Genomic DNA, 18,621 nt, shown 5'->3' with positions numbered 1-18,621 from the left:
GAGATGCCGTGCGGGGCCCCATCGACGTACCGAATCAGGAGAAGGGAGGGGGAAGGAGAGGGGGAAGGAGAGGGGGAAGGAGAACGGTCAGCCGAGCAGGCCACCCACCAGGCCCGGCTTGTGGTCGCCGCCGGAGCCGCCGGAGCTGCCCGACCCGCCGCCGGAGGACGAGCCGCCGTCCGAACCGCCGCCCCCGGTCGTGCCACCGGACGACGTGCCGCCGCCGCTGCTGCTGCTCGACGGCGGCTGCTGCGGCGTCGACTGCTGCGGCGGGGCCTGGCCCGCGGTGGCACCCTGCGTCGGCGTGCTCGTCGCCCCGCTGGCCGTGCCGGACTCCCGGGCGCTCGGGGCGCCGGACGGGCTCGAAGTGGCCCCCTGCGACGGCGAGTTGGAGGCCGACGGGCTCTTCGAGTGGCGCGGCGCCTTGTGCCGGCCCGGCTCGGAGGGGAGCGGGGACCCGGGCAGTTCGTTGCGCGGGGCGTCGCCGGGGCCCGGGGCGGTGACCCGGTCGGCGTCGCGGACGGCGCCGCCGAGCAGCGAGCCGATGAGCAGCGTGCCGCCGATGACGAGGGTGGCGACGACCATGCCGCGGCGCAGCACGTAGCGGCGCAGCTCCCACAGGGCGGCGCGCGGGCCGAGTCGGCGCCAGGCACCGCCCGCCAGCCGTCCGTCGATGGAGTAGACGGGGGCACCGGCGATGATCAGCGGCGACCAGGCGGCGAGGTAGATGATGTCCGGCGCGTCGTAGGCGGGGACGGTCTTCCAGCTGACGGTGAGCAGCAGTGCGGCGGAGAGCAGTGCTCCGGCGACGGCGGCGATCCGCTGCCACAGGCCGAGGACCGTCAGGACGCCGACGATGACCTGGGCGAAGGCGATGGCGAGGCCGGCGCCGACCGGGTGCTGCAGCGCCCAGTCGCGCATCGGCTCGGCGAGCGCCCAAGGGTGCAGCGAATTCAGCCACTTGACCATGGAGCCGCGCTCGCCGCCGTCGAAGTAGACGGGGTCGCAGAGCTTGCCCATGCCCGCGTAGATGGAGATGAAGCCGAGGAAGACGCGGAGCGGGAGGAGCACCACGCCGAGGTTCATCCGGCGTCCGGGGTAGTAGGCGTGCCGGACGGGGCCGTAGCGCCGGGCGGCGGTGGTCTCGCTCTCCGACTCCTCGTCCTCGTACTCGTCGAACTCCCCGTCGTCGTACGAGACTTGGTCCAGCTCGCCGGTCTCCTCGAAGGCGCTGCCGGCCTGCCGCATCTGCGGCAGCAGCCGGGTGCCGTCGCCGCCCGCGCGCGGGGAGACGACGACGGGCGTCTCCTGCGTGGGCTCGCCCGCGTACAGATCGAGGTCGTCGGCCAGGCCGTCGGCGAGGTCGCGGTCGAGGTCGATGCGCGGGATGACCTGCGTGGCACCGCCGTCGTCGGCCGGTCCGGGGGCGCCCGCCCGGCGTGCGGACTGCAGCAGCCCGCTGGCGGCGAGGTCCCCGGCGCCGCTCATGACGACGCGCCGGCGCCTGGCGCCCGGGGTGCCGGCTGCGGTGATCACGGGAATGCGTGTGGTGGCCGCGTCGGCGCTCAAGTGCCGTGCGATGCGCGGGAGTTGCGTCTGCTGCGCCGTGGGGAGCTGCACGCGGAAACTCGCGTGGTTGACGATGACCTGCGCCGGGTCGCACGGAACCTTCACCATGCTCAGCGCGGGAGCGTCGTCGAATCCCGACGAGCGGTCCCCCGAGGGTGTGCGGGGCGTTCTGGTGTCCACACTCATCTAACCGAGTGATGTGTGTTTAGGACACTGCCTTGACTGCACCGATGTGTCCGAGACGCGTCAATGCCCTGGCAGGCCCTGATCCGGCGCCGTTGCGCCCCGGCCGCGGGCCCGGCCGGCCCTCGCGGTCTACGCGCTTGTCCGTACGTCACCGGCCACTCGGCCCCAATCCGCCTCCGGTGCGAGGTTCTGGCCGTGCAGGGGGAACGACCCGGGCACGGGGACCGTCATCAGCCTTGTCCCACACCCGCGTTCAGGCGCCGGTTCCAGAACACGCCGTCCCATTGGGGGACCCATGCCGAACCCAGAGGTGGCCTCACCCGCCGACCGCTCCAGCCATCAGCTCCTGTTCAGTGATCTGACCGACTACCCGGTCATGTCGCAGGCGCTCGACAACCAGTGGATGCCGCCCCGGCTGGCCATCGGCCGACAGCGGGCGGGCGCGACCGGCGGGTCGACACCGCAGATGGTCGAGGCGGGCGCCGCCGAGCTGCGCCGGTGCCTGGTCAACAGCGGCACCCTGGTCATCAACCGCGCCCACCTGATCAACACCCCTGCCCTGTACGTCAATTACCTGCCCACCGCGGACCCGGGCGACCGTGCCGCCTTCGCCCAGCTCCTGAACAACCGGGCGATCGTGCCCTACCTCTACAACGAGCGCGACCCGGGCGAGGACTACGCCTGGACGTACGACGAGCCCGTCCACCGTGCGTGGCGGCGGCTGCTCGCCCACGAGGCCGAGCCCGACTGCGTCCGCTTCTCCTGGAGCGACGAGGAGAACGCCGAGCAGAACGGGATGGTCGGCCGCTACTTCTCCCGCCAGATATCGGCGCTGCGCCGCATACCGACACCGCTGATCGCCGAGCACCTGCAACTGGCGCCCGCCAGCGCCCAGGTGCTGCGCCAGGGCATCCTCAGGGACATCTACTTCTGGGCCGGTGAACAGGACCCGGACGCCGACATCACCCGCAGCCAGGTCTACGAACGGTTCTTCACCCGTCCCGGCACCAAACCGCACGAGCTGCTGCTGCGCGAGGGCGAGCACATCGTCCCGGCCAAACAGCTCGTCGATCTGCTGTACAACATCGGCGTCGCCGCGAAGGCGGGCACGCTGGTTCCGCTGACCCCGCCCGACTCGCCGCCCCGCTCGGTCCTGGACGAGCTGAACCAGGCCGCCACCGCGCAGCGCGACCCGGAGGCGGTCGGGCTGCTCCTGCGGCAGCTGTTCGCGGACGATCTGCACCGGGTGGTGGACGGCCCCAACTCCTATGGCTCGCTTTCCCTTTCGGATGTGCTGGCGCTGCGCCGCGAGGAGGAGTGGCGGTCCTACATCGACGCGCTCGACGCCATGGTGTTCGGCCGGTTCGGCGCCGACCGGGTGCCGCAGGCCGGTGAGTTGAGCGACGCCGCGGCGGACATCGCCCGGCTGCACGCACAGATGCTGGGCAAGGCCCGCATGATCAGCCGGGGCCACCAGGGCTTCCGCCGTGAGATCGGTGTGACGCTGCTCCTCGAGTCGCCCGGCCTCGTCCTTCAGATGGTGAGCGGCCAGTCGACGCTCCTGTACGGCTCGGTCCAGGCGGCGTCGGTGGCGGCGGGACCGCTCGTGATGCGGCTGCTGTTCAAGGAGCGAGGTGTCCGGTCGGCGGACCGCTTCGGCGGCCTGGGGCACAGCATCACTTTTCCCACGGTGCGACTGGGCAATCTGCGCAAGGACTGGGCAGAGATCCTGAGTACCTATGGCGGGCGGATCACCGAGACGGGCGCCGAACCGCTCGCCGGTCTCGCCGACTTCCAGGCGCAGAGCAGTAGTTGAGCCCCGACGGAGGCCCGGTTGAACAGCGACGGTACGGCCCGGTACGAGCAGGTGCGCGCCCAGCGCCCCGAGGTGTTCGTCAATCCGCCCGGCGGCATCGAGATCCTCACCGACCCGGAGGCGGTCGCCGCCGCGGGCGGAGTGGTGTACGAGGATCCGTATCTGCTGCTGCTGCGGGACGCGGTGCGCTTCACCGACCGCGATCGCACCCGCGGCACCTACATCCGCGCGCTGAGCCCGACGGCCGAGCCCGGCTGTGTGGTGCTGCCGCTGCTCGGTGGGGACGTGGTGCTGGTGGAGATCTTCCGGCACGCCGCCCGCGCCTGGCAGTGGGAGGTGCCGCGCGGGTTCGGCACGCTCGGTCTGACGGGTGCGCAGAACGCGACGAAGGAGCTCCAGGAGGAGATCGGCGCGCAGGTACGGGAGTTGGTGCCGCTCGGTGAGGTGTGGCCGGACACCGGGCTGCTCGGCAGCAGCGTGCTGCTGTTCGCGGCGCGGATCGACGCGGTGGGCCCGCTCAGCGCGGGCGAGGGCATCCGCTCGGCGCTGACCGTGCCGTTCGCCGAGGCCGAGGCGATGGTGGCGGACGGCCGGATCAGCGACGCGTTCACGATCGCCGTACTGACCCGGGCCCGCCTCAACGGCCTCGTGCAGGGAGGCTGATCACGGGCAGCCTGATCAGCGGCGCTGACGAGCCGCCTCGTACAGCACGACACCCGCGGCCACACCGGCGTTCAGCGACTCGGCGCCACCGGGCATCGGAATCCGCACCCGGTAGTCGCAGGTCTCGCCGACGAGGCGGGACAGGCCCTTGCCCTCGCTGCCGACCACGATGACGACCGGACCGTTGAGCGCCTCGAGGTCGCCGACCTCGCGGTCGCCGTCGGCGGCCAGGCCGACCACGACGACGCCCGCCTTCTTGTACTGCTCGAGGGCGCGGGTCAGGTTCGTGGCGCGGGCGACGGGCGTACGGGCAGCCGTGCCCGCCGACGTCTTCCACGCGCCGGCGGTCATGCCGGCCGCGCGCCGCTCGGGCACGAGGACACCGTGACCGCCGAAGGCGGAGACGGAGCGGACGACGGCGCCGAGGTTGCGCGGGTCGGTCACGCCGTCGAGCGCGACGATCAGCGGGTCCTGGCCCTCGTCGAACGCGGCGGCGACCAGGTCCTCGGGGTGCGCGTACTCGTACGGCGGGACCTGGAGGACGAGCCCCTGGTGGTTGAGGCCGTTGGTCATGCGGTCCAGCTCGGGGCGCGGGGCCTCCATGAGGTGGATGCCGCCGCGCTCACCGGCGAGCTGGAGCGCCTCGCGCACCCGCTCGTCGTTGTCGATGAACTGCTGCACGTACAGCGTCACCGCGGGCACGCCCTCGCGCAGCGCCTCCACGACGGGGTTGCGCCCGACGACCATCTCGGAGGTGGACTTGCCGCGCGGGCCGCCGGTGCGGCTGCTGGGACGGCCCTGGGCCCGCTTGGCCTGGGCCGTCGCGATGCGGTTCTTCTTGTGCTTCTTGCGCATCTCGGCGGGCGGGGTCGGACCCCGGCCTTCGAGACCCTTGCGCCGCTGGCCGCCACTGCCGACCTGCGCGCCCTTCTTGCCGGACATGCGGCGGTTGTTGTTGGCGGCCATGACCTACCTGTCTCTTACGTGTCTATGAGTGTGCGTACGTCTATGAAGTGTGCCGCCCGGAGAGCCGGGCGGCACATTCAGCATGCGGTCAGCGCGGACCCAGGGTCCACCGGGGTCCGGACGGGCTGTCCTCGATGACGAGCCCGGACTGGCCGAGCTGGTCGCGGATGGCGTCGGCGGTGGCCCAGTCCTTGCGGCCGCGGGCCGCCTCGCGCTGGTCGAGCACGAGGCGTACGAGCGTGTCGACGACCCCGTGCAGGTCCTCGCCGCGGTCGCTCTCGCCCGCCCAGTGCGCGTCGAGCGGGTCGAGCCCGAGGACGCCGAGCATGGCCCGCACCTCGGCGAGCCGGGCGACGGCCGCTTCCTTGTCGTCGGCGGCGAGGGCGGAGTTCCCCTGCCGCACGGCGGTGTGCACGATGGCGAGCGCCTGCGGGACACCCAGGTCGTCGTCCATGGCCTCGGCGAACGCGGGCGGCACCTCGTCGGCCGGTTCCACGACGCCGCCGGCCTTCTCGACCACGCGCTGGACGAAGCCCTCGATGCGCGCGAAGGCGGACTCGGCCTCGCGCAGGGCGTCCTCGCTGTACTCGATGGTGGAGCGGTAGTGCGGGGTGCCCAGGTAGTACCGGAGCACGATGGGCCGCCAGTGCTTGACCATCTCGGAGACGAGCACGCTGTTGCCCAGCGACTTCGACATCTTCTCGCCGGCCATGGTGACCCAGTAGTTGTGCACCCAGTACTTCGCGAAGTCGTCGCCGTAGGCCTTGGCCTGCGCGATCTCGTTCTCGTGGTGCGGGAAGACCAGGTCGAGGCCGCCGCCGTGGATGTCGAAGGCGGGGCCCAGGTACTTGTGCGCCATGGCCGAGCACTCCAGGTGCCAGCCCGGACGGCCACGGCCCCAGGGCGTCTCCCAGCTGGGCTCGCCCGGCTTGGTGGCCTTCCACATGGCGAAGTCGCGGGGGTCGCGCTTGCCGGTGATGCCTTCCTCGGACGGCTGGCGGAGCCCGTCGAGCTCCTGGTTGGACAGCTCCAGGTAGCCGGGGAAGGAGCGCACGTCGAAGTAGACGTTGCCGTCGGCCTCGTACGCGTGGCCGCGCTCGATGAGGCCGCGCATCATCTCGATCATCTCGGGGACGTGCCCCGTGGCGCGCGGTTCGTACGTCGGCGGCAGGCAGCCGAGCGCGCTGTAGGCGTCGTTGAACGCCCGCTCGTTCTCGTACCCGATCGACCACCACGGCCGGTTCTGCTCGGCCGACTTCTTGATGATCTTGTCGTCGATGTCCGTCACGTTCCGCACGAACGTGACGTCGTAGCCGCGGTACGTGAACCAGCGGCGCATGATGTCGAAGTTGAGCCCCGACCGGATGTGCCCGATGTGCGGGGCCGCCTGGACGGTAGCGCCACACAGGTAGATCGAGACGCAGCCCGGGATGAGCGGGGTGAAGTCACGGATCTGCCGGGCGCTGGTGTCGTACAGGCGAATAGTCACCCCTCCAGGGTAGTGGCCCCGGAGGGGTGCCATGGGCCTGGCCCTCAGACCCGGCCGACCACCTTTCGGGCCCGCACCCGGACCACGACGCGCTCGGCGTCATCGGCCGACGCCGGGTTGAACTCGGCGTACTTCTTGCCGGTGTACTTCAGGGCCAGCTCGTCGATGAGCTCCTGGCCGCCCTCGGTCGTGATGTCGGCGGTGCCGCGGATCTCGGCGTACGCGTACGGGTTGTCCGCGGGCTGGACGAGGACCGTCACGCGGGGGTCGCGGCGCAGGTTCTGCTCCTTGCGGCGGCCGACCGTCGTGGAGAACAGCACGTCGTCGCCGTCGCGCTTGGCCCACACCGGGGAGACCTGGGGGCTTCCGTCGGGCTGGATGGTCGCGACCCCGATGAAGACCTTGCTGTCGAGCAGTGCTTTGAGTGCGTCGGAGAGCTGGGCGGACATGGAGGCTCACTCCTTCTCGATGGACTTCTCGATGGACTTCTCGATGGACTTCTCGATGGACGATGCACGCGTACCCGATCCTGCCGGAAACCAGGCCGGGGCACGGGGAACTCAGCCCGTCCGCACCACCAGTGCCGTCGCCACCGCCATCAGGCCCTCGTCGCGCCCGGGGAACCCGAGCCCGTCGGTGGTCGCCCCGGACACCGACACCGGCGCCCCGGCGGCCTCGGAGAGCACCTTCTGGGCCTCGTCGCGGCGCTTGCCGATCTTGGGCCGGGGGCCGACGACCTGCACCGCGACGTTCCCGATGACGAAACCGGCCTCGCGCACGATGCGGGCCGCCTCCGTGAGCAGCGTCAGGCCTGAGGCACCGGACCACTCGGGCCGCCCGGTCCCGAAGTGCTGCCCGAGGTCACCGAGCCCCGCGGCGGAGAACAGCGCGTTGCACGCGGCGTGGGCGACGACGTCGGCGTCGGAGTGCCCGGCGAGCCCCGGGCCCTCGTAGTCGGGCGCCTCCCACTTCAGCCCGGCGCACCACAGCTCCCGCCCCTCTTCGAAGGCGTGGATGTCGGTCCCGATGCCGACCTGCGGAAGCGCGTACGGGAACGTCTCAGAACCCATCGTTGGCCCTCCTGCGGGCGAGCACGGCCTCGGCGAGGACGAGGTCCAGCGGCCTGGTCACCTTGAACGCCTCCTCGTGCCCGGGCACGAGCACGACCTGCAGGCCCAGCTTCTCGACCATGCTCGCGTCGTCGGTGACGTCCTCGGAGACGGTCTCGTGGGCGCGTACGAGCGTGGCGTGGTCGAAGCCCTGCGGCGTCTGCACGGCGCGCAGCCGAGCCCGCGACGGCGTCGCGACGACGGGCTCGGGGCTGCCGTCGGTGGTCGGCACGACCTCCTTGACAGTGTCGGCGAGCGGCAGCGCCGGTACGACGGCCGGGGCCCCGTCCCGTACGGCCTCGATGACCGCGTCCACGGTGTCGACCGGTACCAGCGGCCGGGCCGCGTCGTGCACGAGCACGATGTCGATCCCCGGCGGCAGCGCGTCGATGCCGAGCTTCACGGACTCCTGGCGGGAGTCGCCGCCCGGGACGACGACGAAGTCGGTCCGCTCGGGCAGGGAGTGATCGGCGAGGAGGGCCTTGACCTCGGGGGCGCCGTCCGGCGGGGCGACGACCACGACGAGGGACACGGAACGGGACGCCGCCATGGCGCGGACGGCGTGGATCAGCATCGGGGTGCCGTTCAGCGCGCGGAGCGCTTTGGGGGCGCCAGGACCGAGGCGTACGCCCCGTCCGGCGGCCGGAATCACGGCCGCGGTGCGTGCGCCGCCCGCGTCGGGACGCGTTTCGTCAGACATCGGTTCCGTTCAGGTTTGTGCGCTCGGGGGTGGTGGGTATGGCCCCATCGTGCCGGGCGCGACTTCTTGACCGGACCCTTCCGTGACATCTGGTCGAGCCAGCTGCCCGGGCCCGGCACACCAAGTAAGTGCAGCCGTTTTATGGGCGGGTACGAACATGCCGCAGCGCCCGGCGACACCATCAGGGTCAGCGGGCACTACGGCATTTGTTCGGCGCTGCGGTGTTCTTACCGCGCGGCAGCAGCGCGTATCAGGACGCGAGAACCTCGTCGAGCAGGGCCTCGGCCTTGTCCTCGTTCGTGTTCTCCGCGAGCGCGAGCTCGCTCACCAGGATCTGGCGAGCCTTGGCGAGCATGCGCTTCTCACCCGCGGACAGTCCGCGCTCGCGCTCCCGACGCCACAGGTCACGGACGACTTCCGCGACCTTGATGACATCGCCCGAGGCGAGCTTCTCCAGGTTTGCCTTGTAACGGCGCGACCAGTTCGTGGGCTCCTCGGCGTACGGCGCGCGCAGTACCTCGAAGACCCGGTCGAGCCCGTCCTGACCGACCACATCACGCACGCCGACGAACTCCGCATTGTCCGCTGGCACACGTACCGTCAGATCGCCCTGGGCGACCTTCAGCACCAAGTAGGTCTTGTCCACGCCTTTGATCTGGCGAGTTTCGATAGCCTCGATCAGCGCGGCCCCGTGATGGGGATAGACCACGGTGTCGCCAACCTTGAACGTCATGTGACAGGTACCCCTTCCGTGGCTATCCAGGGTAACACGGAAACTGCGGGTTCTGAATGGCGTTTTCGCAGGTCAGGGCATATCTCGGGGCTTGACAACAACAACAGGAACGTGCTGCGGAGGGGTAGCGGAGCACGGTATTCGCAGGTCGGAGCCGCTCTCCGACGACACCGAAACGCGTACGCTACAGGCCCCTGAACAGGCCCCCAAGGGGTCGAACGTCCCGGTTTGCGTGCTTCGAAGCGATGAACTTCCGCTGCTCCGTTCGGGTCTCCGGAGGTCTGTTCGAGCCGAATCCGGAATTGATCATCGCGATTCCCGACGCCGGGTGATCGTTTTTCCGGACCCCCCTGCATTCCTTACCGGAAATCCGCACGGGCCGGTGGACAGCGGTTATGTGAATGGTGAACGGGCGGCCAATGGTGACTGGGGGGACCCGTGCGCACCAGGGTGGCTCGTGTGCCGGGGGTGCTCTAGGGGCGGGTCGGGTGCGGCGGTGTCGGAACGGCTCGGTAACCTAAGGCCGCTGACAGACCCTTAGGACGGCTTTACATCCCGTAGTGCCGTTCGCTCCGCCCACGTTCAAGGAGTTGCCGCCGCCGTGAGCAGCAGCCTTCGACGCGGCGCTCTCGCCGCCGCCGCCATCGCGTTCTCGATCGCCTCGCTCGCCGCGTGCGGCGCCGGCAACAACGCGCAGACGCTCGAGGTCAAGCCGGACAACGCCGCGACCTCGGTCGGGGACATCAAGATCCAGAACGCCACCGTCGTCACACAGCCGGACCGCAAGTCCACGGGCCCGGCCGTGATCACGGCGACGCTGTTCAACAACGGGGACACGCCCCAGACGCTGGACTCGATCACCGTCGACGGCGTCGACAAGACCGCGAAGCTGACGGACGCCAAGGGCGGCTCGACCGTCACCGTCCCGGCCGGCGGCTTCCTCGTCCTCGGCGGCAAGGGCAACGCCTCCGCCGAGCTGCCCAACAGCCGTACCGCGGTGCTCGACGGCAACGCGCAGGCGATCACGTTCGGCTTCAGCGAGACCGGTGACGTGAAGCTGAAGGCGTTCGTGGTCCCGGCCGAGAGCTACTTCGAGAAGTGGGGCCCGAGCGAGCTCCCGGCGACCCCGACGGCGTCGGCTTCCGCCTCGACGTCCGCGTCGACCTCCGAGTCCCCGAACGCGGGCAGCACGGCGTCTGGCTCGGCCTCGACGTCGGCTTCCACGTCGGCCTCGACCTCGGCCTCGCACAGCGCCGGTCACTGAGCGCGTACGCCCGCGTCAACGCCTGAGGGCGGCTTCCCCGACACACTCGGGAAGCCGCCCTCAGGCGTTGTCACAGGGGTCGAGGGGGTCGGGGCCTACGGCTCGAACTTGTAGCCCAGGCCCCGCACCGTCACCAGGTAGCGCGGTGCCCCCGGGTCCGGCTCGATCTTGGCGCGGAGGCGCTTGACGTGGACGTCGAGCGTCTTGGTGTCGCCGACGTAGTCCGCGCCCCAGACCCGGTCGATGAGCTGCATACGGGTCAGCACGCGGCCCGCGTTGCGCAGCAGCATCTCGAGCAGGTCGAACTCCTTCAGCGGGAGGTCGACCTTGGAGCCGGAGACCGTGACGACGTGGCGGTCCACGTCCATGCGGACCGGGCCCGCCTCCAGGGCCTGCGGTGCCACCTCCTCCGGCTCGCCGCGGCGGCGCAGGACGGCCCGGATGCGGGCCACCAGTTCGCGCGAGGAGAAGGGCTTGGTGACGTAGTCGTCGGCTCCTATTTCCAGACCGACGACCTTGTCGATCTCGCTGTCCTTGGCGGTCACCATGATGACCGGGACGTTCGAGCGGCCGCGCAGCTGACGGCAGACCTCGGTGCCGGGCAGGCCCGGCAGCATCAGGTCGAGCAGGACGAGGTCGGCGCCGTTGCGCTCGAACTCGTCGAGCCCGTCGGGCCCGGTGGCCGCGATGGCGACCTCGAAGCCCTCCTTGCGGAGCATGTAGGACAGGGCGTCGGAGAAGGACTCCTCGTCCTCTACGACGAGCACTCGGGTCACGGAAGGACCTCCGGGGCGGCAGGAGCGGCAGGGATGGATTCGTATGCGGTTGTGGTGCGGTCGGGCCCGTGTGCGTCGTCTTCGTCGCGTACGTCTCCGGGGCCTGTGGCGGTGCTGTTCTTGTGGGGACTGCGGGCCGCCTCCGGCAGCCGCAGGGTGAAGGTGGAGCCCTGTCCCTCGGAGCTCCACACCGTGACCTCTCCGCCGTGCGAGGCGGCCACGTGCTTGACGATCGCGAGCCCCAGGCCCGTGCCGCCGGTCGCACGGGAGCGGGCCGGGTCGACGCGGTAGAAGCGCTCGAAGATGCGCTCCTTGTCCTTGTCGGAGATGCCGATGCCCTGGTCGGTGACGGCCACCTCTATGAGGTCGCCGCCGGGGGCCGTGACCCGGCGGGCGGCTATGCCGACGCGGGTGCGGGCCGGGGAGTAGTTCACCGCGTTCTCCACCAGGTTTCCCAGGGCCGCGGCCAGCTGGCCCCTGTTCCCCCACACGCTCAGGTCGGCCGTGCCGCCGGCCGCCATGGTGATCTGCTTGGTGGCGGCGGGCTGGCGGCAGCGGTCGATGGCCTCGGCGACGAGTTCGTCGACGCGGACCGGTTCGGCGTCCTCGAGCGGGTCGTCGTTCTGCACCCGGGAGAGGTCGATGAGCTCCTGGACGAGGTTGGTCAGGCGGGTCGCCTCGATCTGCATGCGGCCGGCGAAGCGCTCGACGGCCTCGGGGTCGTCGGAGGCGTCCATCACGGCCTCCGAGAGCAGCGACAGGGCGCCGACCGGGGTCTTCAGCTCGTGGCTCACGTTGGCGACGAAGTCGCGGCGTACGGCCTCGATGCGGCGGGCCTCGGTCAGGTCCTCGACCAGCAGCAGGACGAGGCGGGAGCCGAGGGGCGCCACGCGGGCGGACACCGCGAGGGCGTCGCCGCGGCCGGTGCCGCGCCGCGGCAGGTCCAGCTCGACCTGCCGTATCTCGCCGTCGCGCCGGGTGTCGCGGGCCATCTGCAGCATCGGTTCCACGGCGAGCTTCCCGCCGCGTACGAGACCGAGGGCGTACGCCGCGGAGCTGGCCTTGACCACGCTGTCCGCCTCGTCGAGGACGACCGCGGAGGAGCGGAGCACGGACAGGACCGTGTCGACGCCCGGCGGCAGCACCGGGTCCGTGTGCAGGGAGGTCCGGGTGGGGCGTTTCTGGTCGCGCTCGCTCCAGCGGAACGCCAGCATGGCGATCACGCCGGTGCACACTCCGGCGATCGCTGCCGCTGCGGCGACCGCCGCGTTCACGTCCATGTCTTCAGGTTATGCGGGGTCCGGGGTTCCTCCACAGCCATCCGGGTGGCAGCTCGAACACTCGTCGCCCAGAGTTCACCTTGGGTACGGGGCTGATTCACTTGGGATGACGGAACCGGACGCGTACAGGGCCGAACGTGGGATCGTGGGGCTGACCCGGCCCCACGACGAACCACGAAGAGAGGGCACGTCGTATGCGTGACGCGTACCACGAGGAACTTGACTCGATCGGCGAGGGCCTGGTCGAGATGGCCCGTCTTGTCGGGTCGGCGATCGGGCGCGCCACCACGGCCATGCTCGACGCCGACCTGAAGCTGGCCGAGTCCGTCATCGCGGCGGACCAGAAGGTGGACGACCTCCAGCACGACCTGGAGGCGCGGGCCATAGCCCTGCTGGCGCGGCAGCAGCCGGTCGCCACGGATCTGCGGATCGTGGTCACCTCGCTGCGGATGAGCGCCGACCTGGAGCGCAGCGGCGACCTGGCCCAGCACGTGGCCAAGCTGACCCGGCTGCGCTTCCCGGAGCGGGCCGTCCCGCACGACCTGCACGCGACGATCCTGGAGATGGGCCAGCTCGCGCAGCGCCTGATGGCGAAGGCCGCCGAGGTCATCATCACCAAGGACATCGATCTGGCGCTGCAGCTGGAGCAGGACGACGACGAGATGGACCTGCTGCACCGCACGCTCTTCCAGCACCTGATGGACGAGAAGTGGAAGCACGGCATCGAGACGGCCGTGGACGTGACGCTGCTCGGCCGCTACTACGAGCGGTTCGCGGACCACGCGGTGTCGGTCGCCAAGCGCGTCGTGTACCTGGTGACGGGCGAGCACGCGGACGAGGTGCAGAGCGCCGCGGCGGCCTCGGTCGTCGAGACCTCCTGAGCGCATCGCCGAAGAGACCGAAGAGACCGAAGAGACCAAAGAGAGGGGCCCGCACACCAGGTGTGCGGGCCCCTCTCGCGTACGGGTCGGCTCTCGCGTACAGGTCAGCTCTCCGGTACGGGTCAGCCGCAGCAGCCGCCGCACTGGCACGGCGCGCCCGACTGGCAGCCGCAGCCGCAGCCCGAGCCGCAGCCGCAGGCTCCGAGCAGCACCAACTCCGGTACGGGACGGCTCACTTCAACAGGTGCGACGGGCGTCTGGTCGGGCCCGGGGGACTCGGCAGCCATGGTTCCCTCCTCGACAGGGCCTCCCCGAGTGGGGCGCCTCCCCCATTGCATGCCCAGCCCGGCGGGCGCATCAACGGCGCACACGCGCGCGGTAGTTGCTTTACGGTGTCTCGGCATGACCCACGTGATCGTTCTCAACGGCGGCTCCAGTTCCGGCAAGTCGAGCATCGCGCGCTGCCTGCAGTCCCTGTTGCCGGACATCTGGCTGACGCTCGGCACCGATACGTTCGTCGACGCGCTGCCGGAGTCGGGCGGGGACATCACGTTCGGGGAGGACGGCTCGGTGGCCGTCGGCCCCGGGTTCCGCGCGGTGGAGGCCGCCTGGATCACGGGCGTCGCCGCGATGGCACGGGCCGGGGCCCGGGTCGTGGTGGACGAGGTGTTCCTGGGCGGCGCGGGGTCGCAGGGCCGCTGGCGCACCGCGCTCGACGGCCTCGACGTGCTCTGGGTCGGGGTGCGCTGCGATCCCGAGGTGGCCGCGGGTCGGGAACGGGCGCGCGGGGACCGGACGTTGGGGATGGCGGCGGCGCAGGCCGAGCTGGTGCACGAGGGCGTGACGTACGACCTGGTGGTGGACACGGCGCGGGCCGATGCGCCGGCGTGCGCACGGGAGATCTCGGCGCGGGTCGGCGAACGGTGAGTACCTCGCGTCACAAGTAACACATCCGGGCCGCCACGCGCTCTGTGAACAGGTGTCCGAATCGGGCGCCTGAACTCCCAGGAGGTTCAGTTCACTTGCGCATCCACCAACGCACGTCCATCGCGGCGGCAGCGGCCCTGATCGGATCCTTCGCTCTGCTCGGGACGGGGGCGGGCACGGCCACGGCCACGGCCACGGCCGACGAGACGAGCGTGGCACTGCCCAGCTCCTCGTTCCGCGACATCGTCGTCGACGGACTCCACGACCACGTGTTCGTCAGCGACCCGGACGGCGGCACCGTCGTCGTCACCGGCTACGACGGCTCCGTAGTCCGGCAGATCACCGCCGAGGAGGGGGCCGCGGGCCTCGCGCTGTCGAAGGACTCCTCGAAGCTGTACGTGGCCCTGTCGACGGCCGACGCGATCGCCGAGATCGACACCGCGACCCTCACCGAGACCCACCGCTATCCGACCGGCGCGGGCACCAAGCCCGAGACCCTCGCGCTCGCGGGCGGCAAGCTGTGGTTCGGCTACGCGGCCGACAGCCAGGGCGGCATCGGCTCGGTCGACGTGGCCTCCACGGCCCCGACGGCGACGCTCGTCGCGAGCGGCCGCTCCTGGTACTACGCCCCGTCCCTGGAGTCGTCGCCCGCCGACCCGAACGTCCTGGTCGCGGGCCAGGAGGGCACGAGCCCCGCCTCCATGGCGGTCTACGACACGGCCGCGGGCGACCTGCAGAAGCGCGTCGAGAGCTCGTTCATCTCCTCGCCGTCGATCTCGTTCCTCAACGACTTCGCGGTGACGGCGGACGGCCAGAACATCGTCCTCGCGGCGAACAACCCCAGCGACCACCAGGTCGTACGCCTGTCGGACCTGACCTCGAACGGCTCGTACTCCAGCTGGCAGTTCCCGAACGCGGTGGCCGTGGCGAGTGACGGCACCGTCGCGACGGGCGCGGAGGGCGACTTCGTGAAGACGTACCGTCCGGGCACCACCTGGCCCGCGTACCGCGAGTACGGCGTGAACGACCTCCAGCGCGACGGCCTCGCCTGGGCCCCGGACGAGAACCGTCTGTTCGCGGTCACCGGCGTCTTCCAGGGCAGCGCCCCCACGCTCCACGTCCTCCCGGACGCGGGCAAGCTCGACACCACGCTCAGCCTCACGGCCCCCACCACCTCCCGCAAGGGCCGGGACCTGACCGTCACCGGCCAGCTGTGGGCGGGCGGGGAGGCCTTCCCGGCAGGTACGAGCGTGGACGTGACCCGCACGGACGCGGAGCACCCGGAGGGCGTCGCGGTCGGCACCTTCCCCGTCGACACCACGACGTTCAACTTCACGTTCACCGAGCAGCCGCGGGCGGCGGGCGACATCACGTACACCGCCACGTACAAGGGCGACGGCGCGCACCTGCCCTCGACGAACCGGGCAACGGTGACGATCACCAAGTAGCGGCCCCGGCAGGCCAGAAGGCCCCGCACCGGCTGGTGCGGGGCCTGCTGGCTGCGGGCTTCTGCGTGGGCTGCTACTTCTTCTTGCCCTGGTTCTTGACCGCCTCGATGGCCGCCGCGGCCGCGTCCGGGTCCAGGTACGTGCCGCCGGCCTTCAGCGGCTTGAAGTCGGCGTCCAGCTCGTAGGAGAGCGGGATGCCCGTCGGGATGTTCAGGCCCGCGATGTCCGCGTCGGAGATGCCGTCCAGGTGCTTGACCAGGGCGCGGAGCGAGTTGCCGTGGGCCGCGACCAGGACCGTCTTGCCCGTCAGGAGGTCCGGGACGATGCCGTCGAACCAGTACGGGAGCATGCGGACGACGACGTCCTTGAGGCACTCCGTCTGCGGGCGCAGCTCGGGCGGGAGCGTCGCGTAGCGCGGGTCCTCGAACTGCGAGTACTCGGCGTCGCGGTCCAGCGGCGGCGGCGGGGTGTCGTACGAGCGGCGCCAGAGCATGAACTGCTCCTCGCCGAACTCGGCCAGGGTCTGCGCCTTGTCCTTGCCCTGGAGGGCGCCGTAGTGGCGCTCGTTCAGGCGCCAGCTGCGGTGGACCGGGATCCAGTGGCGGTCAGCCGATTCCAGGGCGAGCTGCGCGGTGCGGATCGCTCGCTTCTGGAGCGACGTGTGGACCACGTCGGGGAGCAGGCCGGCGTCCTTCAGCAGCTCACCGCCGCGGACCGCCTCCTTCTCGCCCTTCTCGTTCAGGTTGACGTCCACCCAGCCGGTGAACAGGTTCTTCGCGTTCCATTCGCTCTCGCCGTGGCGGAGGAGGATCAGCTTGTACGGTGCGTCGGCCATGGGGCCGAGCCTAATCGACCGCCCTGGTCCCCGCCGATTGACGGTGGTCGTCAATTGAGTGGCCGGAAGTCCCTCCGCGGTCGTAAGTTACGAGCACCTGCCGCACCGCTTACATTCGCTCTTCGTACGCCCCGGGGGATGCACCCATGTCAGTCGCCGCGCTCAGACGTGCCACGAAGCAGTCGGTCGCCGGGCTCCCCCGCGAGTTCTGGTGGCTGTGGACGAGCACGCTCGTCAACCGGCTCGGGAACTTCGTCGTCGTCTTCCTCGCCCTGTACCTGACCGCGAGCCGCGGCTTCTCCGCCGCGTACGCCGGTCTGGTGGCCTCCCTGATGGGGCTCGGCGGCGTGATCGCCGCGCTGCTCGGCGGGGTGCTCGCCGACCGGCTCGGGCGCCGGCCCACCCTGCTCGGCGCGCAGCTCGCCTCCGGTGCGACCGTCGCCGTGCTGGCCTTCGTGCAGGACCCGGTCGGCATCGCCGTGACGGGCTTCGCGCTCGGCGTCGCCTCGAACGCGTCTCGGCCCGCGATCCAGGCGATGATGGCCGACATCGTGCCCCCCGAGGACCGGGTGCGGGCGTTCTCGCTCAACTACTGGGCGATCAACCTCGGCTTCGCCGTCTCCTCCGTGTACGCCGGTTTCCTCGTCGCCCAGAGCTACACGCTCGGCTTCCTCGTGGAGGCCGGGATGACGTTCGTCTGCGCCCTGTTGGTGTTCTTCAAGGTCAAGGAGTCGCGGCCGACGAGCATGGCGGTGCCCGGGGGCACGAAGTCGGCGGTGACCATGGGGACCGTGCTGCGCGACGGGCGCTTCATGCTGATGGTGGGCCTGTCGTTCCTCGTCGCCGTCGTCTTCACGCAGAGCTCGGTCGGACTGCCGATCGTCATGGGCGAGAAGGGGCTCGGCAGCGCGGACGTGGGGCTCGTGGCCGCGGTCAACGGCGTGATCATCGTGGCCCTGCAGATCCCGCTGACCCGGCTGATCCAACACCGCGATCCCGGGCGCCTGTTGACGTTCTCCTCGCTGCTCATCGGCTTCGGTTTCGCGCTCACCGCGTTCGCCGGCTCGGTCGCCACGTACGCGCTGACCGTCGTGGTGTGGACGCTGGGCGAGATGGTGAACGCGCCGACCCAGTCGGGCCTCGTGGCCAGGCTGGCCCCCGCCGAGGGGCGCGGCCGCTACCAGGGCGTCTACACGACGTCGTGGTCCGCGGCGGCGCTCGTCGCACCGCTGGCCGGCGGCTGGGTCATCGACTCGGCCGGTGCGGGCTGGCTGTGGGCGGGCTGCGCGGTGCTCGGCGCCGTGACCGCCTTCGGGTACTGGGCACTGATGCGCGGGCTGCCCGCGCAGGAAGCCGTACCGGCGGTGTCCGTCCCCAAGTCCGTGGAGAACGCGCCTGCTTGACCGGGCCGCCGGGCGGGTACGGGACCGTACATGTCCGAAGCCCCGAGGACCTCCGAGGCACCGAGAACCGACGAGCTGCCCAGAACGCTCGTCGGCGGCGTCGAGGTCGACGTGCCCAACAGCATTCCCGCGATCCGTGCCGCACTCGATCCGAAGCGCCGCACGGAGTTCGACAAGGCCATCAACGCGGCGGGGGTCGACGAGATCCACGCCGTCATGCGCCACTGGATGCTGGAGGCCGTGCCCGACCCGGAGGCCGACGCGATCCTGGCCCGGCTCGCCCGCGACGAGGCGGAGAGGCGGGGCCCGGCTTGAGCCGTCGCCGCAGGCGCAGTCCCTGCCGCATCGCGTACGCACCGCCCGCCGACGACACCCTGGCCAAGATGGCGAACCCGGAGTCCTTCCGCGCCGAGATGACCCGCACCCTCGCCCACGATCCGTACGGGCACGGGTCCAGCTCGGTGGCCGGTGAGCGCGACCGCCGGGAGGCGACGATCGGCGGGGCGATCGTCCTGTACTACGTCTCCGGGACCGTGCTCACGGTGACCGTCGTGCGGATGGTCGCGCTCAACTAGC

General features: G+C 70.9%; 20 protein-coding genes. 9 read left to right on the top strand and 11 right to left on the bottom strand.

The window, feature by feature from the left end:
* Positions 1-87 precede the first annotated feature (87 nt).
* Positions 88-1,755, bottom strand: a complete 1,668-nt coding sequence (locus ACIBUY_RS31135; protein ID WP_399154372.1) for a DoxX family protein — start codon at positions 1,753-1,755, stop codon at positions 88-90.
* A 295-nt stretch (positions 1,756-2,050) separates the two neighbouring features.
* Here ACIBUY_RS31135 and ACIBUY_RS31130 point away from each other — a divergent pair, with 295 nt between their 5' ends.
* Together ACIBUY_RS31130 and ACIBUY_RS31125 are read left to right on the top strand one after the other, a co-directional pair.
* Positions 2,051-3,571, top strand: a complete 1,521-nt coding sequence (locus tag ACIBUY_RS31130; RefSeq protein ID WP_365566773.1) for a hypothetical protein — start codon at positions 2,051-2,053, stop codon at positions 3,569-3,571.
* An 18-nt stretch (positions 3,572-3,589) separates the two neighbouring features.
* Positions 3,590-4,234: an NUDIX hydrolase gene (locus tag ACIBUY_RS31125; RefSeq protein ID WP_365566774.1), complete on the top strand. Its 645-nt coding sequence runs from the start codon at positions 3,590-3,592 to the stop codon at positions 4,232-4,234.
* 15 nt (positions 4,235-4,249) lie between these two features.
* On the opposite strand, the gene rlmB is transcribed toward ACIBUY_RS31125, so the two are convergent.
* The 6 genes from rlmB to ACIBUY_RS31095 all read right to left on the bottom strand — a co-directional run bounded on the left by rlmB (position 4,250) and on the right by ACIBUY_RS31095 (position 9,231).
* Positions 4,250-5,200, bottom strand: a complete 951-nt coding sequence (rlmB, locus tag ACIBUY_RS31120; RefSeq protein ID WP_365566775.1) for a 23S rRNA (guanosine(2251)-2'-O)-methyltransferase RlmB — start codon at positions 5,198-5,200, stop codon at positions 4,250-4,252.
* Between the two features lie 88 nt (positions 5,201-5,288).
* Positions 5,289-6,689: a cysteine--tRNA ligase gene (cysS, locus tag ACIBUY_RS31115; protein WP_365566776.1), complete on the bottom strand. Its 1,401-nt coding sequence runs from the start codon at positions 6,687-6,689 to the stop codon at positions 5,289-5,291.
* Positions 6,690-6,733: 44 nt separating this feature from the next.
* Positions 6,734-7,138, bottom strand: coding sequence for a PPOX class F420-dependent oxidoreductase (locus ACIBUY_RS31110; protein WP_365566777.1), 405 nt, complete (start codon positions 7,136-7,138; stop codon positions 6,734-6,736).
* A 111-nt stretch (positions 7,139-7,249) separates the two neighbouring features.
* Complete coding sequence (ispF, locus tag ACIBUY_RS31105) at positions 7,250-7,759, bottom strand: 2-C-methyl-D-erythritol 2,4-cyclodiphosphate synthase (protein WP_365566778.1); 510 nt, start codon at positions 7,757-7,759, stop codon at positions 7,250-7,252.
* Positions 7,749-8,498 carry a 2-C-methyl-D-erythritol 4-phosphate cytidylyltransferase gene (gene ispD / locus ACIBUY_RS31100; RefSeq protein ID WP_399154371.1) on the bottom strand — a complete coding sequence of 250 codons (750 nt, stop codon included), beginning with the start codon at positions 8,496-8,498 and terminating at the stop codon, positions 7,749-7,751. Before ispD ends, ispF begins: the two co-directional genes overlap by 11 nt.
* Positions 8,499-8,748: 250 nt before the next feature.
* Positions 8,749-9,231: a CarD family transcriptional regulator gene (locus tag ACIBUY_RS31095; RefSeq protein WP_003953493.1), complete on the bottom strand. Its 483-nt coding sequence runs from the start codon at positions 9,229-9,231 to the stop codon at positions 8,749-8,751.
* A 601-nt stretch (positions 9,232-9,832) separates the two neighbouring features.
* Between ACIBUY_RS31095 and ACIBUY_RS31090 the strand changes: the two genes are divergently transcribed.
* Positions 9,833-10,495 (top strand): DUF461 domain-containing protein, encoded by a 663-nt coding sequence (locus ACIBUY_RS31090; protein WP_365566780.1) that lies wholly within the window; start codon positions 9,833-9,835, stop codon positions 10,493-10,495.
* A 95-nt stretch (positions 10,496-10,590) separates the two neighbouring features.
* Here ACIBUY_RS31090 and ACIBUY_RS31085 read toward each other — a convergent pair whose 3' ends face one another.
* Together ACIBUY_RS31085 and ACIBUY_RS31080 are read right to left on the bottom strand one after the other, a co-directional pair.
* On the bottom strand, positions 10,591-11,271 hold the full coding sequence (locus ACIBUY_RS31085) for a response regulator transcription factor (RefSeq protein WP_018527980.1): 681 nt from the start codon (positions 11,269-11,271) through the stop codon (positions 10,591-10,593).
* Positions 11,268-12,551 (bottom strand): ATP-binding protein, encoded by a 1,284-nt coding sequence (locus ACIBUY_RS31080; protein WP_365566781.1) that lies wholly within the window; start codon positions 12,549-12,551, stop codon positions 11,268-11,270. Before ACIBUY_RS31080 ends, ACIBUY_RS31085 begins: the two co-directional genes overlap by 4 nt.
* Before the next feature lie 194 nt (positions 12,552-12,745).
* On the opposite strand from ACIBUY_RS31080, the gene phoU reads away from it, so the two are divergent.
* Positions 12,746-13,432: a phosphate signaling complex protein PhoU gene (phoU, locus tag ACIBUY_RS31075; protein ID WP_365566782.1), complete on the top strand. Its 687-nt coding sequence runs from the start codon at positions 12,746-12,748 to the stop codon at positions 13,430-13,432.
* A 122-nt stretch (positions 13,433-13,554) separates the two neighbouring features.
* On the opposite strand, the gene ACIBUY_RS31070 is transcribed toward phoU, so the two are convergent.
* Positions 13,555-13,719: a hypothetical protein gene (locus ACIBUY_RS31070; protein ID WP_365566783.1), complete on the bottom strand. Its 165-nt coding sequence runs from the start codon at positions 13,717-13,719 to the stop codon at positions 13,555-13,557.
* A 115-nt stretch (positions 13,720-13,834) separates the two neighbouring features.
* Here ACIBUY_RS31070 and cpt point away from each other — a divergent pair, with 115 nt between their 5' ends.
* Together cpt and ACIBUY_RS31060 are read left to right on the top strand one after the other, a co-directional pair.
* Positions 13,835-14,359 (top strand): chloramphenicol phosphotransferase CPT, encoded by a 525-nt coding sequence (cpt, locus tag ACIBUY_RS31065; protein ID WP_399154370.1) that lies wholly within the window; start codon positions 13,835-13,837, stop codon positions 14,357-14,359.
* A 95-nt stretch (positions 14,360-14,454) separates the two neighbouring features.
* Positions 14,455-15,807 carry a YncE family protein gene (locus tag ACIBUY_RS31060; RefSeq protein WP_399154369.1) on the top strand — a complete coding sequence of 451 codons (1,353 nt, stop codon included), beginning with the start codon at positions 14,455-14,457 and terminating at the stop codon, positions 15,805-15,807.
* A gap of 73 nt (positions 15,808-15,880) precedes the next feature.
* Here the strand turns inward: ACIBUY_RS31060 and ACIBUY_RS31055 are convergent, their stop codons facing one another.
* Complete coding sequence (locus tag ACIBUY_RS31055; RefSeq protein ID WP_365566786.1) at positions 15,881-16,642, bottom strand: phosphoglyceromutase; 762 nt, start codon at positions 16,640-16,642, stop codon at positions 15,881-15,883.
* 146 nt (positions 16,643-16,788) lie between these two features.
* Between ACIBUY_RS31055 and ACIBUY_RS31050 the strand changes: the two genes are divergently transcribed.
* The 3 genes from ACIBUY_RS31050 (at position 16,789) to ACIBUY_RS31040 (ending at position 18,620) form a co-directional block, all read left to right on the top strand.
* Complete coding sequence (locus tag ACIBUY_RS31050; RefSeq protein WP_399154368.1) at positions 16,789-18,045, top strand: MDR family MFS transporter; 1,257 nt, start codon at positions 16,789-16,791, stop codon at positions 18,043-18,045.
* A gap of 30 nt (positions 18,046-18,075) precedes the next feature.
* A complete protein-coding gene (locus tag ACIBUY_RS31045; RefSeq protein ID WP_365566788.1) occupies positions 18,076-18,360 on the top strand; it encodes a hypothetical protein in 285 nt (94 codons plus the stop codon).
* A 68-nt stretch (positions 18,361-18,428) separates the two neighbouring features.
* The gene (locus ACIBUY_RS31040) at positions 18,429-18,620 is read left to right on the top strand and encodes a hypothetical protein (protein ID WP_365566850.1); all 192 of its coding nucleotides are present in this window, start codon (positions 18,429-18,431) and stop codon (positions 18,618-18,620) included.
* Position 18,621 lies beyond the last annotated feature (1 nt).

It is taken from the genome of Streptomyces sp. NPDC050085, assembly GCF_044460595.1.
Lineage (GTDB): Bacteria > Actinomycetota > Actinomycetes > Streptomycetales > Streptomycetaceae > Streptomyces.
The sequence above is the reverse complement of the archived record's forward strand: the minus strand, read 5'-3'. Positions and strand labels throughout refer to the sequence as shown.

Coding starts and splice junctions, on each gene's coding strand:
- ACIBUY_RS31135 (WP_399154372.1), bottom strand. CDS start 1,755: ATGAGTGTGGACACCAGAACGCCCCGCACACCCTCGGGGGACCGCTCG.
- ACIBUY_RS31130 (WP_365566773.1), top strand. CDS start 2,051: ATGCCGAACCCAGAGGTGGCCTCACCCGCCGACCGCTCCAGCCATCAG.
- rlmB (WP_365566775.1), bottom strand. CDS start 5,200: ATGGCCGCCAACAACAACCGCCGCATGTCCGGCAAGAAGGGCGCGCAG.
- ACIBUY_RS31110 (WP_365566777.1), bottom strand. CDS start 7,138: ATGTCCGCCCAGCTCTCCGACGCACTCAAAGCACTGCTCGACAGCAAG.
- ispF (WP_365566778.1), bottom strand. CDS start 7,759: ATGGGTTCTGAGACGTTCCCGTACGCGCTTCCGCAGGTCGGCATCGGG.
- ispD (WP_399154371.1), bottom strand. CDS start 8,498: ATGTCTGACGAAACGCGTCCCGACGCGGGCGGCGCACGCACCGCGGCC.
- ACIBUY_RS31095 (WP_003953493.1), bottom strand. CDS start 9,231: ATGACGTTCAAGGTTGGCGACACCGTGGTCTATCCCCATCACGGGGCC.
- ACIBUY_RS31080 (WP_365566781.1), bottom strand. CDS start 12,551: ATGGACGTGAACGCGGCGGTCGCCGCAGCGGCAGCGATCGCCGGAGTG.
- phoU (WP_365566782.1), top strand. CDS start 12,746: ATGCGTGACGCGTACCACGAGGAACTTGACTCGATCGGCGAGGGCCTG.
- ACIBUY_RS31070 (WP_365566783.1), bottom strand. CDS start 13,719: ATGGCTGCCGAGTCCCCCGGGCCCGACCAGACGCCCGTCGCACCTGTT.
- cpt (WP_399154370.1), top strand. CDS start 13,835: ATGACCCACGTGATCGTTCTCAACGGCGGCTCCAGTTCCGGCAAGTCG.
- ACIBUY_RS31055 (WP_365566786.1), bottom strand. CDS start 16,642: ATGGCCGACGCACCGTACAAGCTGATCCTCCTCCGCCACGGCGAGAGC.
- ACIBUY_RS31050 (WP_399154368.1), top strand. CDS start 16,789: ATGTCAGTCGCCGCGCTCAGACGTGCCACGAAGCAGTCGGTCGCCGGG.
- ACIBUY_RS31045 (WP_365566788.1), top strand. CDS start 18,076: ATGTCCGAAGCCCCGAGGACCTCCGAGGCACCGAGAACCGACGAGCTG.
- ACIBUY_RS31040 (WP_365566850.1), top strand. CDS start 18,429: ATGGCGAACCCGGAGTCCTTCCGCGCCGAGATGACCCGCACCCTCGCC.